Origin of the sequence: Spiribacter aquaticus (assembly GCF_007625215.1) — a bacterium.
In the GTDB taxonomy this organism is placed as follows: domain Bacteria; phylum Pseudomonadota; class Gammaproteobacteria; order Nitrococcales; family Nitrococcaceae; genus Spiribacter; species Spiribacter roseus.
The window spans coordinates 396,279-408,618 of record NZ_VMKP01000001.1 but is presented as its reverse complement, the minus strand read 5'-3'; the positions used below and the strand labels follow the sequence as shown (position 1 = coordinate 408,618).

Annotated in this window: 13 protein-coding genes; 5 read left to right on the top strand and 8 right to left on the bottom strand. The window is 68.4% G+C overall.

Translation table 11 applies throughout. The features are described from left to right. Position 1: 1 nt before the first annotated feature. The 4 genes from FPL11_RS02040 to FPL11_RS02025 all read right to left on the bottom strand — a co-directional run bounded on the left by FPL11_RS02040 (position 2) and on the right by FPL11_RS02025 (position 3,976). Entirely contained in the window at positions 2 to 916 is a 915-nt protein-coding gene (locus tag FPL11_RS02040; protein WP_144347020.1) for a branched-chain amino acid ABC transporter permease, read from the bottom strand. A gap of 74 nt (positions 917 to 990) precedes the next feature. Then, positions 991 to 2,109 carry a branched-chain amino acid ABC transporter substrate-binding protein gene (locus tag FPL11_RS02035; RefSeq protein WP_069133868.1) on the bottom strand — a complete coding sequence of 373 codons (1,119 nt, stop codon included), beginning with the start codon at positions 2,107 to 2,109 and terminating at the stop codon, positions 991 to 993. Between the two features lie 69 nt (positions 2,110 to 2,178). Then, positions 2,179 to 3,285 carry a cis-3-hydroxy-L-proline dehydratase gene (locus FPL11_RS02030; protein WP_144347019.1) on the bottom strand — a complete coding sequence of 369 codons (1,107 nt, stop codon included), beginning with the start codon at positions 3,283 to 3,285 and terminating at the stop codon, positions 2,179 to 2,181. A 10-nt stretch (positions 3,286 to 3,295) separates the two neighbouring features. After that, positions 3,296 to 3,976: a GntR family transcriptional regulator gene (locus tag FPL11_RS02025; protein WP_069133866.1), complete on the bottom strand. Its 681-nt coding sequence runs from the start codon at positions 3,974 to 3,976 to the stop codon at positions 3,296 to 3,298. A 92-nt stretch (positions 3,977 to 4,068) separates the two neighbouring features. Here FPL11_RS02025 and FPL11_RS02020 point away from each other — a divergent pair, with 92 nt between their 5' ends. Genes FPL11_RS02020 through FPL11_RS02000 form a run of 5 tightly spaced genes read left to right on the top strand, consistent with a single transcriptional unit; the run spans position 4,069 to position 9,514 of the window. Then, positions 4,069 to 4,965, top strand: coding sequence for a dihydrodipicolinate synthase family protein (locus FPL11_RS02020; RefSeq protein ID WP_144347018.1), 897 nt, complete (start codon positions 4,069 to 4,071; stop codon positions 4,963 to 4,965). Positions 4,966 to 4,968: 3 nt separating this feature from the next. Then, on the top strand, positions 4,969 to 5,970 hold the full coding sequence (locus tag FPL11_RS02015) for a 4-hydroxyproline epimerase (RefSeq protein ID WP_144347017.1): 1,002 nt from the start codon (positions 4,969 to 4,971) through the stop codon (positions 5,968 to 5,970). 2 nt (positions 5,971 to 5,972) lie between these two features. Further along, positions 5,973 to 6,920, top strand: coding sequence for a delta(1)-pyrroline-2-carboxylate reductase family protein (locus tag FPL11_RS02010; RefSeq protein WP_144347016.1), 948 nt, complete (start codon positions 5,973 to 5,975; stop codon positions 6,918 to 6,920). A gap of 6 nt (positions 6,921 to 6,926) precedes the next feature. After that, positions 6,927 to 8,486: an aldehyde dehydrogenase (NADP(+)) gene (locus FPL11_RS02005; protein ID WP_144347015.1), complete on the top strand. Its 1,560-nt coding sequence runs from the start codon at positions 6,927 to 6,929 to the stop codon at positions 8,484 to 8,486. Beyond that, positions 8,483 to 9,514 carry a proline racemase family protein gene (locus FPL11_RS02000; protein ID WP_200833617.1) on the top strand — a complete coding sequence of 344 codons (1,032 nt, stop codon included), beginning with the start codon at positions 8,483 to 8,485 and terminating at the stop codon, positions 9,512 to 9,514. Before FPL11_RS02005 ends, FPL11_RS02000 begins: the two co-directional genes overlap by 4 nt. Here FPL11_RS02000 and FPL11_RS01995 read toward each other — a convergent pair whose 3' ends face one another. The 4 genes from FPL11_RS01995 to modA all read right to left on the bottom strand — a co-directional run bounded on the left by FPL11_RS01995 (position 9,515) and on the right by modA (position 12,338). Then, positions 9,515 to 9,697 carry a hypothetical protein gene (locus tag FPL11_RS01995; RefSeq protein ID WP_144347014.1) on the bottom strand — a complete coding sequence of 61 codons (183 nt, stop codon included), beginning with the start codon at positions 9,695 to 9,697 and terminating at the stop codon, positions 9,515 to 9,517. It abuts the gene before it with no gap. Between the two features lie 90 nt (positions 9,698 to 9,787). Continuing rightward, entirely contained in the window at positions 9,788 to 10,867 is a 1,080-nt protein-coding gene (gene modC, locus FPL11_RS01990; protein ID WP_144347013.1) for a molybdenum ABC transporter ATP-binding protein, read from the bottom strand. Continuing rightward, complete coding sequence (modB, locus tag FPL11_RS01985; protein ID WP_144347012.1) at positions 10,864 to 11,535, bottom strand: molybdate ABC transporter permease subunit; 672 nt, start codon at positions 11,533 to 11,535, stop codon at positions 10,864 to 10,866. The genes modC and modB overlap by 4 nt, the downstream gene beginning before the upstream one ends. Continuing rightward, positions 11,532 to 12,338: a molybdate ABC transporter substrate-binding protein gene (modA, locus tag FPL11_RS01980; protein ID WP_144347011.1), complete on the bottom strand. Its 807-nt coding sequence runs from the start codon at positions 12,336 to 12,338 to the stop codon at positions 11,532 to 11,534. Before modA ends, modB begins: the two co-directional genes overlap by 4 nt. Between the last annotated feature and the right edge of the window lie 2 nt (positions 12,339 to 12,340).

Sequence of the window (12,340 nt, the reverse complement as noted above, 5' to 3'; positions counted from 1 at the left end):
GCTACATCCGCTCCACTTCTGATTTGCCCAGCAGGCCCGTGGGTTTGAACACGAGCACGAGAATGAGGATCGAGAAGGTAAATACGTCCTTCCACTCGCTACCAATCCACGGCACCAGGGTGCCGAAGGATTCGAGCAGGCCCAGGATGAGACCGCCCAGCATGGCCCCGGTAATGCTGCCGATACCGCCGATCACCGCGGCGGTGAACGCCTTGAGGCCGATGAGAAAGCCCATGAAATACCAGATGCTGCCGTAGTAGGCGCCCGCCATGGTGCCGGCGGCGGCCGCAAGCCCCGAGCCGATCAGAAAGGTGATGGCGACGACCCGCGAGACGTTGATGCCCAACAGCCGGCACATGTCCTTGTCGATGGACACCGCGCGCATGGCGCGGCCATACATCGTCCGGCTCACGAACAGCTCGAGCGCGATCATGAGCAGTCCGGCGATGGCCACCAGCACCACGGCCTGGTGACTGATGAAAAGGCGTCCGAATTCAAACCCGCCAAAGCCGAGGTCGGTGCGGAACGCCGTGTACTTGCCGTCGGTCAGGCTGAGGGCGCTGTTCTGCAGCACCAGCGAGACCGCCAGCGCGGTAATCAGGATCGAGAGCCGCGGCGCCGAGAGCATCGGCTGATAGGCGACCCGCTGAATGATCACGCCGAGACAGCCGACCGCGATCATGGAAACCAGAATGGCAATGCCAAGGCCGAACCAGCCCGCCCCGACAACGCCCGAGATCAGTGAGAGCACGCCGAAGCCGACGAACGCGCCCACCATATAGACATCGCCATGGGCGAAGTTCAGGAGCTTGATCACACCGAAAATCATGGTGTAGCCAAGCGCGATCAGCGCGTAAAAGGATCCCAGCACCAGGCCGTTGACGATGGCCTGGAGGAATGTCTCAAAGGCCGGCATGCCAAGCCCCCCGTTGACTCTGCCTGAATGAAGCGGCGCGGGCCCGCGCCGGACCCGCGCCGCGATTCAGCCCGTTAGTTTTCGAAGAACGTCCAGGCGCCGTCTTCGCCCTCGAGGATGATGAAGTTGCTGCGGGCCAGCGTGTTCTCGTCGGTGAAGCTGATCGGGCCGGTCAGCCACGACTGCCCGTCCGTCGACTCGAGCACGTCGATCACGGCCGCCGAATCGGTCGTCCCGGCGGTCTCCATGGCCCAGGCGAGCAGCTTGAGGCCGTCGTAGTTGAGCGGGGCGTAGGGACCCGGGCTCTGGCCGTACTCGGCCTCGTAGTCGTCGATGAAGTCCGCCGCGGCGGGCAGGAACTCGGCGGTGGGGTTGGAGAAGGCGAACACGCCCTCGGCCGCGCCACCGGCGATCTCGAAGAGCTGCGGCGAGTTGGAGCCATCACCCACGGCGATCATGCCGCGGAAACCACCCTGACGGAGCTGGCGGATCATAAGGCCGCCATCGGCGTAGTAGGCCGTCCAGAACACCGCCTCGGCACCGCTCGAGCGCACGTTGCTGACCACGGCCGAAAAGTCCTGCTCGCCCTTGTTGACCGTCTCGCGGGTGACCACCTCGTGGCCCATCGCCTCCCAGCGCTCGACGGTCAGGTCGGCCAGGTCCTGCGAGTACGAATCGCCCTGATCGATCACGGCCAGGCGCTCAATGCCCTGTGACTCGAAGAACTCGGCCGCCTTTTTCGACTGATCCGCCCCGGTGGAGTTGATCATGAAGGCGTTGCCGGGGTTGGCGGGGATGAGCTGAGTGGAGTTCGACGCGGTGATCACGAACGGCAGGCCCTCATCGCCGTAGGTCTTGAGGGTCGGCATCGTGGCGCCCGAGCAATACCCCCCGACGATGCCCAGCACATCGCGCGAGACCAGGTTGCCGGCGGCGTTGACGGACTGCTGGGGATCGCAGGCCGAGTCGCCGTTGATCAGCTCGATCTGCCGGCCCAGCAGGCCGCCGTCGGCGTTGATCTCTTCGGCCGCCAGTTCAGCGGCGTTGTACATGTCCTGACCGTAGGTCGCCTCGGAGCCCGTGGTGGGCACCTGCACGCCGATGACAATGGCATCGTCCTGGGCCTGCGCGGCCCCGCCCAGACCCACGCCCAGGGCGACGGTCGTGGCGATTGCGGTGATTGTGGTTTTCATCGGATGAGCCTCCAAAAATTGTATACAGTTTACGGTTTAGACGATCGTGACCCGTCGCGCAAGCATTACCTACGCTGCGGTGCGCCATATCGGGGCACCGAGCACCGAGTAATCCAGGCTCACGCCCAACCCGGGGGCAGTGGATGCGGCCATCTCGCCCCCGCGACGCTGCGGGGCCCCCGGGGCGAACGCCCGGGTGACGTAGCTGTTGAAATCGGTGACGGAAAAGCGCGCCGCCTCGGGCGTCGAATGGGCCAGATGGGCAATGGCCGCGGTGGCCACATCGCCGCCCCAGGTGTCCTCCAGGGTCATCACGATCCCCGATTCCATACACACATCGCGCATCCGATGGGCCCGGGTGAGTCCTCCCACCTTGGCAATCTTGATGTTGACCGCGTCCATTGCTCCATCGTTGATCGCCTGCAATAACCACGCCATCCCGTCCACCGACTCATCCAGCACGAACGGCCGGGCCGTCGCCCGCCGCACCTGCAGACAGCTGCGATAGTCGGCGCAGGGCTGCTCGATGGCGACATCGAGATCGGCCACCGCCGCGGCCACACGCAGCGCGGCGTACTGGCTCCAGCCGGTGTTGGCATCGGCCACCAGCGTGTCCCCCCGGCGCATGACCGCCGCGCAGGCGTGAATGCGGTCGATGTCGGTATCCGGGTCGCCGCCCACCTTGAGCTGGAAGCGGCGATAGCCCTGGGCCTGGTACTCGCGGCAGCGCTCGGCCATCTGCTCGGGGCTTTGCTGGGAAATGGCGCGATAGAGGCTGATGGTCTCGCCATATCGGCCCCCCAGAAGGTGGCAGACCGGCTGACCGGTGGCCTTGCCCAACAGGTCCCAGCAGGCCATGTCGATGGGCGATTTGACGTAGGGATGCCCGCGCAGGGCGGCATCCAGATGATGGCTGATCTGCATCGGGCGGGTCGGGTCCATGCCCAGCAGCCCGGGGGCCAGCTGCTGCAACCCGGCGCGGGCGCCGGCGGCGTAGGCCGGCAGATAGGCCGGACCCAGCGGGCAGACCTCGCCAACGCCGGTCAGGCCGGCATCGGTCTCGATCTCCACCACGGTGCTGTCGAACACGTCGACGCTGTTGCCGCCGGACCAGGCATAGCGGCCTTCGTGCAGCGGCAGATCGACCTGGTAGACATTGATCGCGGTTATCTTCATCGCACTCCCCTCAGTCATTGGCCCGGCGCACCGACAGGAAGTCGAGCAGATCGTCGCGGGCGGCAAGGATATGCTCGTTCAGCAGGCGGCTGGCCTCGGCGTTATCGCGCTCCTCGCAGAGGGTGACCAGGCGGTCGTGCTCTTCGCGGGCACGGGCATTGTTGTGATCCGAGAGATTGAGCTGCAGACGCAGGTAACGGTCGGCATTGCGGTGCAGCTTGCGCAGGATGTCGAGGCTGCGGTGACGGCCCGCCGGCGCGCAGAGCGTGGCATGCAGGCGCCAGTTGAAGTGGCCCCACTGGCGCTCGGCCGAGGGCGCGGCCAGGTTCTCGTCGAACTGGGCGAGCACCTGACGGGCTTCGGCGATGACCTCGGAGGTGATGTGCGGCAGGGCGCGCTGGAGCAGGTCCACCTCGATCAGGGCGCGCAGATCAAAGATCTCGCGGATCTCCTCAAGCGACAGCACGCTGACCGCGTAGCCCTTGTGGGCGGTCTGTGTGACCAGCCCCTCGCCTTCAAGCTGCAGAAGCGCCTCGCGCAGCGGGATCCGGCTGACCCCGAACTCGGCGGCAAGGGTGTCCTGGCGCAGGGGGGCTCCCTCGGGAAACTCCAGGGTGAGGATGCGCTCGCGCATCTCGCTGACCAGCATCCCGGCCACTGTCTGCCGGCCGCTACTACTCTGCAGATTCATTGTCGTTGACCATCCCTATCCCGGAGGATAACTTTATACAATATACAATGGCCGACCGAAAGGCGGTCATCACCCACAGGAGGAGCAGACCCATGATTCCCGATTGGCGCGGCATCTACCCAGCAGTCACCACGCAGTTCCATCCCGATCACAGCCTCGATGTCGCGGCGACGGAACAGGTCGTCGGCAACCTCATCCGCGATGGTGTGCATGGCCTGGTCATGCTGGGCACCTGTGGCGAGAACACCTCGCTGTCCGACGAGGAAAAACGCGAGGTCATCCGCGCGGCCTGCCGGGTCAGTGCCGGCCGGGTGCCGGTGATCTGCGGCGTGGCCGAGTTCACCACCGAGGCGGCATGCCGCTATGCGCGCGACGTTGAGGCCATCGGCGCCGACGGCATCATGATCCTGCCGGCGATGGTGTACAAGGCGGACCGGCGCGAAATCGTCCACCACATCAGCACGGTCTCCAATGCCTGTTCGCTGCCGGCGATGATCTACAACAACCCGGCCTCGTACGGCATCGACATCGACCCGGAAACCCTCGTCGAGCTGTCCCGGACACCGGGCATCGTCGCCGTCAAGGAGTCCTCCGAAGACCCGCGCCGGATCAACGACCTCATCAACCGGGCGCCGGATGCGCTGGCGATCATGGCCGGCGTCGATGATGTCGCACTGGAGTGCATGGTGGTGGGGGCGATTGGCTGGGTCTCCGGCTTCGCCAACGTCTATCCGCGCGAAAGCGTGGCGATCTACGACCATCTTCAGGCCGGGCGGATCGAGCCGGCGGTGCACCTGTACCGCTGGATGATGGACTCGCTGCATATGGACACCGACCCCAAGCTGGTGCAGATGATCAAGCTCGCCGAGCAGATCGCCGGCCGCGGCAGCGAGACCGTGCGCCTGCCCCGCCTGCCCCTGGTCGGCGATGAGCGCGCTCGGGTGACGGCCGTCATCGAGCAGGCCCTGGCGACACGGCCGTCCGTCTGAGCCATGGCACGGCATACGTTTTTCTGCATTGACGGCCACACCTGCGGCAATCCGGTGCGGGTGGTGGCCGGCGGCGGGCCGCGGCTGCGCGGCGACAGCCTGAGCGAGTACCGCCAGGACTTTCTGGCCCACCACGACTGGATCCGCCAGGGGCTGATGTTCGAGCCCCGCGGCCACGACATGATGTCGGGCTCGATCCTCTACGCCTCCACACGGCCCGACTGTGACCTGGGGGTGCTGTTCATCGAGACCTCGGGCTGCCTGCCGATGTGCGGGCACGGCACCATCGGCACCGTCACCACCGCCATCGAGGAGGGCCTGGTCACACCGGCCCACGCCGGGCGACTGGCGCTGGAGACCCCCGCCGGCAAGGTCGAGGTCAGCTACGAGCAGCCGGGGCGGTTCGTCGAATCGGTGAGTCTGCGCAATGTGCCGGCCTGGCTTGAAGCGCGTGATGTCGAAGTGGATGTCCCCGACCTGGGGCGGCTGCGTTGCGACATCGCCTATGGCGGCAACTTTTACGCCATCTTCGATCCCCAGCCGGGCTTTGAGGGCCTGGATCAGCTGAGCGTGGACGACATCCTGCGCCTGTCACCGCAGGTACGCCGGCGCCTCAACGCCCTGATTGATCCGGTCCATCCGGATGACGCGACGATCCGCGGGGTCTCGCACGTGATGTGGACCGCCCCGGCGCGCGATCCGGCGGCCGATGCCCGCAACGCCGTGTTCTATGGCGACCGGGCCATCGATCGCTCGCCCTGCGGCACCGGCACCTCGGCGCGCATGGCGCAGCTCCACGGCCGTCAGCGCCTGGCGGTGGGGCAGCGGTTTGTCCATGAAAGCGTGATCGGCAGCCTGTTCACCGGCGAGGTCCTGGACACTGAGATCATCGGCCCGCATACCGGCATCCGCCCGCAGATCACTGGCTGGGCCCGGGTCACCGGCTACAACACGATCTTCATTGATGATCGCGACCCCTTCGCCCTCGGCTTTTCGGTGAACTGACCATGCGCACACTCGACCGCCAGCAGACCCTCGAGCGACTCGACTATCCGGCCCTTGCCGACGCCTGCGCCCGGGTGCTGGCGAGCGCCCGGGCCGGATACACCGAGTGCCCCACCCGCGGCGCCATGGGCCTTGCCGAGGGGGGTACGCTGCTGCTCATGCCCGCCACCGATGGCCGCCTCGCAATCACCAAACTGGTCACGGTCCACCCGCACAACAGCCGCCATGACCGCCCGACCATACAGGGCGAGATGGTGGTTCTGGACGCCGCCACCGGCGAGCGTCAGCTGCTGGTGGACGGGGGCGCCGTCTCGGCCCGGCGGACGGCGGCGGTGTCGCTGCTCGCCGCCCGGCAACTGGCACCCCGCACCGATACCCCGATGCTGGTCTATGGGGCCGGCACCCAGGCCCGCACCCACCTCGAGGCGTTCCGTGATGGCCTGGGCCTGCGCGAGGCCTATCTGTACTCGCGCACCCGCTCCCGGGCCGAGGCCCTTGCCGCCGAGATGAACCAGGCCGGCATGCGCGTCAGCGTGACCGATGATCCGGCCACGGTTCTGGATACGGTCCGCGTCATCGTGACGGCCACCACTTCGACACGACCGATCCTGCCCACCGCGCTGCCCGCCGACACCTTTGTGGCCGCAGTGGGCGCGTTCCGTGCCCATATGGCGGAAGTGCCGCCGGCGCTGCTGGCCCATGGCCGGGTGGTCATCGACACGGCCGAAGGCGCCCGCGAAGAGGCGGGCGACCTCATCCAGGCCCATGAATCAGGGCATTTCGACTGGCAGCAGGCCACTTCCCTCGAGGCCGTGGTGCTGGACCAGGCCCAGCCGGTGGGCGGCGGCCCGATCATTTTCAAAAGCGTTGGTCAGTCTCTCTGGGACCTCGCCGCCGGCCAGGTCCTCGTAGAGTCTCTGGACCGACACCACACTTCATCGACGCAGTAGGGCTTTATGACGATCACAGCCGATCAATTCATTGCCGGGACCCGGACCGCGGCCGGCCGCAACCCGTTCAACGCCCGCGACGCCGCCAGTGGCGAGCCGCTGGCCCCGGCCTTTGCCGAGGCTACGCCGCAGGAGGTCGACCGGGCATGCCGGGCGGCGGCCGATGCGGCCGATACCCTGGCGGCCGCCGCGCTCGAACAGCGCGCACCGCTGCTGGAATCCATTGCCAGCGGGCTCGATGAACGGGCCGATGCCTTTGTCGAGCGCGCCGGCGCCGAGACTGGACTGCCCGACGCACGCATTCGCGGCGAGCTGGCCCGCACCACCGGGCAGCTGCGGCTGTTTGCCGGTGTCGTCCGCGAGGGGGCGTTCCTGGGCGTTCGCATCGAGCATGGCGATTTCGATCTGCGCCAGCGCAATATCCCCCTGGGGCCGGTGGCCGTATTCGGGGCCAGCAACTTCCCACTGGCCTTTTCGGTCTGTGGCGGTGATACCGCCTCGGCGCTGGCGGCCGGATGCCCGGTGGTGGTCAAGGCCCATCCGGCGCACCCTGGCACGTCAGCCCTCGCCGCCGAGGCGGTGGAAGCGGCGGTCGCCGAGCACCGGCTACCCGGCGGCGTGTTCTCGATGCTGCAGGGCGCCGAACATGCCCTGGGCGCCGCACTGGTGCAGCATCCCGCCATCCAGGCGGTGGGCTTTACCGGCTCGCAGCGCGGCGGCCTCGCCCTGCAGCGCCTCGCCGCCGAGCGCCACCGGCCGATCCCGGTGTATGCCGAAATGGGCAGCGTCAACCCGCTGTTCATCCTCCCCGAAGCCCTCGTCCAGCGCGGCGGCGATATCGCCTCCGGCCTGGCCGGTTCAGTGGCCATGGGCTGCGGGCAGTTCTGCACCAAACCCGGCGTCGTGTTTCTGCGCCGTGACGCGGGGTTCGAGGCGTTCCGCGACCAGCTCGCCGGCGCCATCGCCGCCATTCCACCGGCGGTCATGCTGCATGAGGGGATCCTGTCGGCCTATGAATCGGGCTGCGCGCGGCTCGATGCCGCCGACGGGGTGAGCCGGCTGGCAACGGGCGAAGCGGCCGATGGACGCGCCCGGGCCATGGCATTCATCACTGACCTCGAGCACCTGCGCCAGCAGCCGGAACTGGCCGACGAGGTATTCGGCCCGGCGGTGCTGATTGTGGCGGTGGACGCCGCCACGCCCTTCACCACGGTGGCCGCTGAACTCGACGGCCAGCTGACCGCCGGTATCCACGCCAGCGATGCCGAACTGAGCGGGCATGCCGCGCTCATCCACCAGCTTGAACAGCGCGCCGGGCGGGTGCTGTTCAACGGCTTTCCCACCGGCGTACAGGTCGGCGAGGCCATGGTCCATGGCGGGCCCTATCCCGCCACCACCGACAGCCGCAGCACCTCGGTGGGCACCCGGGCCATGGAGCGCTTCCTGCGCCCGGTGGCGGTGCAGGACATGCCCGCGGCGGCTCTGCCACCGGCGCTGCGGGATGACAACCCGCTGGGCCTGCCGCGGCGGGTGGATGGCATCGAGCAGCCCGGGACGCGGCAGTGACGCCGACCGCCCACCATTACCGCTACACCGATCTGCATGCGGCCGGTGAGCCGGTGCGCATCGTCACCGACGGTGCCCCGCCGCTTGCCGGTGACACCCTGCTCGAGAAACGCCGCGACGCCATTACCCGGCACGACCGGGTGCGCCGGCACCTGATGCTCGAACCCCGCGGCCACGCCGACATGTACGGCGTCTGGCCGACCGCAGCCGATCACTCGGACTGTGCACTGGCGGTGCTGTTCATGCACAACGAGGGCTACAGCACCATGTGCGGCCACGCCACCATCGCCCTGGGGCGCTGGATGATCGACACCGGCCTTGTCACGCCGACGCCCCCGGTCACGCACTTCAACCTGCAGTGCCCCTGCGGCCCCGTGGCCGTGCGCGTGGAAACACCGGCCGACGGCCCCATCGGGGCGGTCAGCTTTGACAGCGTGCCGGTCTTTGCCGGTCCGCTGGCGCAGACCCTGACACTGCCCGGCCGTGGCGCGGTCAGCGTCGATATCGCCTACGGCGGTGCTTACTACGCGGTCGTTCCGGCGCGTCGACTGGGCCTTGATCTGGCCGACAGCCCGACGGAGTCCCTGGTGCAGGCGGGTCGCGGGATCATCCAGGCGGGACGCGCGCAGCTGACGATCCGCCATCCCGATGCCGCCGATCTGGGCTTTCTGTATGGCTGCATCATCACCGACGGGCGACTGCCCGGCGAGTCGCCGGCGTCACGCAACCTGTGCATCTTTGGTGGCGGCCAGGTCGATCGCAGTGCCACTGGATCCGGGATTGCCGCGCGGCTGGCGCTTGGCCATCGCCAGGGGCTGATCGGTCCGGGTCAGGACTGGGATGTGGCGGGGCTGAGCGGCGTCGCCTTCCGTGGCGTTATCCGCGAGGTGGATGCCGACGGGCATCTGATCGTGACAGTCACCGGGACCGGTCATTGCAGCGGCAGCGGCCGGTTCGAGGTGGAGGCCGACGACCCCCTGCCCGATGGCTTCGAGGTGCCGGCGCGGCTTGCCGACCCTGGCGGCTAGTCAGGCCGGCTTGAGGATGACCTGGTCGGTGCCCGTGCTGGCCAGCCGGTAGGGCACGGCGCTGCAGGCAAAGCGGCGGATGATGCGTTGCGCCTGGGCGTGGGCCTCGCGCGAGGGGCCACTGATGACGATGTCACAGCCGCGGTATTCAACGTGACAATTCTGCTGCGCGACGCCTGCCATGAAACCATCTCCGCGTATTTTGGTGCACTGCAAAGGCGCGGAGTCTGACGCTGGGGCGGGCGGGAGTAAAGGCTCTGGCATTCGCCTTTATCAATGATTGACGCCAAGCACTTCGGGTCGGATCAATGCATGCAGACGCCGGCCCGGCTCAAGCCGCAGGGCAGCCACTGACTGGCGGGTGACATGCGTCCACAACGCCGCGCGATGGCCCACCGCCAGGCGCACGCGCACCACGCCGTCGCGCTCGTTCTCGAGGGCCTCGACCCGCACCGGCAGGCTGTTGAGCATGCTGGTGGCCATGGGCGGCTCGAGGCTCAGCACCACGTCGCGGGCGCTGACCCGCAGCATCACCGGCGCGCCCGAGCCGGGGTTGATACCGCTCACCCGAAGCCGCCCGGCGTCGGTGGCCAGTGTGGTCAAACCCCAGTCGTTGTCCCGGGCCACCACCCGGCCCGGCCAGACCACGGCCGGCTCGGTGAGCCCCAGGATGGGCCAGTAGTCCGGCGCCGAAAACAGATCGCTCAGCGGCGCCTGGGTGATCAGCCGCCCGGCCTGCATGAGGATCATGCGATCCGCCAGCGAGAGCACCTCGTGGCAGGCGTGGGTGACCACCAGTAGCTGCACGCCGAAACGCTCGGGAATGGCCCGCAGCAGCGGCATGATCTCGCGCTGGCGCGCGGCGTCCAGCCCGCTCAGGGGTTCATCGAGCAACAGCAGCCGCGGCCCGGCGAGCAGCGCCCGACCGAGCGCCACGCGTTGCGACTCGCCGCCCGAGAGCGCCGCGGGACTCTGATCAAGCAACGCGCGCAGGCCAAGACCCTCAATCACCTCGGCACGGCCAGGGCCGTCGCCCCGTCGTCGGCGTTCGGCAAAGTCCAGGTTTCCGCGCGCGCTCAGATGCGGGAACAGCCGGGTGTCCTGGAACACCAGCCCAACGGCACGGCGATGCGGCGGCAGGCGCACCCCCGGCCCCTGCCAGGGCTGATCGCCATGCCGGATCCGCCCCCGGCACGCCGGCTCGAGCCCCGCCAGGCAGCGCAGCAGGCTGGTCTTGCCACAGCCCGATGGACCGAACAGCGCGGTAATCCCCGACTCGATCCGGTCCGCCGCCCGCAGCTGGAAGCCCGGGCGCTCGAGCGTCACATCAAAATCCAGCGGCCGCGCCGTCACAGCCCCACCCCCGCGCGCCGCCGGCCGTTGAGCGTGTAGATGATGAGCAGCGCCACGAACGAGAACACCAGCAGGCCGGCGGACAGGGCATGGGCGGCTGCGTAGTCGAGGGTCTCGACACTTTCGTAGATCGCGATGGCGACGGTGCGCGTCTCGCCCGGCAGGCTGCCGCCAACCATCAGGATCGCCCCGAACTCCCCGAGTGTGTGGGCGAAGCCGAGCACGATGGCGGTGACAAAACCCCGCCCCGCCAGCGGACAGGCCACCGTCACGAACGCATCCAGACGGCTCGCGCCCAGCATCGCCGCGGTCTCCAGCGGCCGCGGGCCGATCCCGCGGAAGGCATCGCGCAGCGGCTGGACGACAAACGGCAGCGAATAGAGCACCGAGGTGATCACCAGACCGGTAAAGCTGAAGGTAAGGGTCTGACCGGTCACTGCCAGCCACGGCCCGCCGACCGGTCCCTGCGGGGCGAGCAGGATCAGCATGTAGAAGCCAAGCACCGTGGGGGGCAGCACCAGCGGCAGGGCCACCACCGCATCCACCGCCACCCGCCAGCGGCTGCGGCCCGTGGCGAGCCACCAGGCCAGCGGAGTGCCCAGCACCAGCAACACCACGACGGTCACCGCGGCAAGCTGGAGGCTGATCCACACCGGCGTGAGGTTCATCGCGACCCACCCGCCGGGCGATAGCCGAACGACGCCAGCACGTCGGCCGCCGCCGGCCCGCGCAGAAACGCGAGGAAAGCCCGGGCCTGATCGGCGGATGCCGTCCCGGACAGAATGACCGCGTCCTGGCGGATCGGAGCGTACAGCTGCGCATCCACCGGCTGGTGGTCGCCGGCCGGACCCTCGTCGAGGCGGGTGTAGGACGCCGCGACCAGCGCATGGCTGACATTGCCGGTCGCCAGATACTGCAGGGCCTGGCCGACGTTCTGCCCCTGAACGATCCGCTCACTCAGCACCGACCACTGTCCGCTTGCCTGCAGCGCCTCACGGGCGGCCCGACCGTAGGGGGCAAGGGCCGGATTGGCGATGGCGAGGCGTGTCACTAACGAGCGCTGCAGCCCGGCCAGGCCATTGACGGGCAGCTCGACACCGGGCCGGGCCCAGAGCACCAGCCGGCCACGGGCATAAGTCATGCGCGAGTCGGCAAGCGCCGCGCCCTCGGCCACCAGCCGTTGCGGCCGGGCCTGATCCGCGGCGAGAAAGACATCGTAGGGCGCACCCTGTGTGATCTGGGCGTAGAGCTGGCCGGTGGCGCCGGCACTGATCTGCAGCGCGGGGCCACCCCGCTGGTGGTAGACGTCGGCCAGGGCCTCGAGCGGTGCCAGAAAGTTCGAGGCCACCGCCACTTTCAGCGGTGCGGCCGATGCCGGCGCGACCAGCCCCAGCAACAGCCCTGCGAGCAGCCACTTGAGCAGCGCGGAGCCACGCCCCGCGCCGGGCGCCAATGCGGCCTGATCGCTCATGT

Excerpts from the sequence above, each read along its gene's own strand:
- FPL11_RS02015 (WP_144347017.1), top strand. The coding sequence starts at position 4,969 with ATGGCACGGCATACGTTTTTCTGCATTGACGGCCACACCTGCGGCAAT.
- modA (WP_144347011.1), bottom strand. The coding sequence starts at position 12,338 with ATGAGCGATCAGGCCGCATTGGCGCCCGGCGCGGGGCGTGGCTCCGCG.
- FPL11_RS02005 (WP_144347015.1), top strand. The coding sequence starts at position 6,927 with ATGACGATCACAGCCGATCAATTCATTGCCGGGACCCGGACCGCGGCC.
- modB (WP_144347012.1), bottom strand. The coding sequence starts at position 11,535 with ATGAACCTCACGCCGGTGTGGATCAGCCTCCAGCTTGCCGCGGTGACC.
- FPL11_RS02020 (WP_144347018.1), top strand. The coding sequence starts at position 4,069 with ATGATTCCCGATTGGCGCGGCATCTACCCAGCAGTCACCACGCAGTTC.
- FPL11_RS02040 (WP_144347020.1), bottom strand. The coding sequence starts at position 916 with ATGCCGGCCTTTGAGACATTCCTCCAGGCCATCGTCAACGGCCTGGTG.
- FPL11_RS02030 (WP_144347019.1), bottom strand. The coding sequence starts at position 3,285 with ATGAAGATAACCGCGATCAATGTCTACCAGGTCGATCTGCCGCTGCAC.
- FPL11_RS02035 (WP_069133868.1), bottom strand. The coding sequence starts at position 2,109 with ATGAAAACCACAATCACCGCAATCGCCACGACCGTCGCCCTGGGCGTG.
- FPL11_RS02010 (WP_144347016.1), top strand. The coding sequence starts at position 5,973 with ATGCGCACACTCGACCGCCAGCAGACCCTCGAGCGACTCGACTATCCG.
- FPL11_RS02025 (WP_069133866.1), bottom strand. The coding sequence starts at position 3,976 with ATGAATCTGCAGAGTAGTAGCGGCCGGCAGACAGTGGCCGGGATGCTG.
- FPL11_RS01995 (WP_144347014.1), bottom strand. The coding sequence starts at position 9,697 with ATGGCAGGCGTCGCGCAGCAGAATTGTCACGTTGAATACCGCGGCTGT.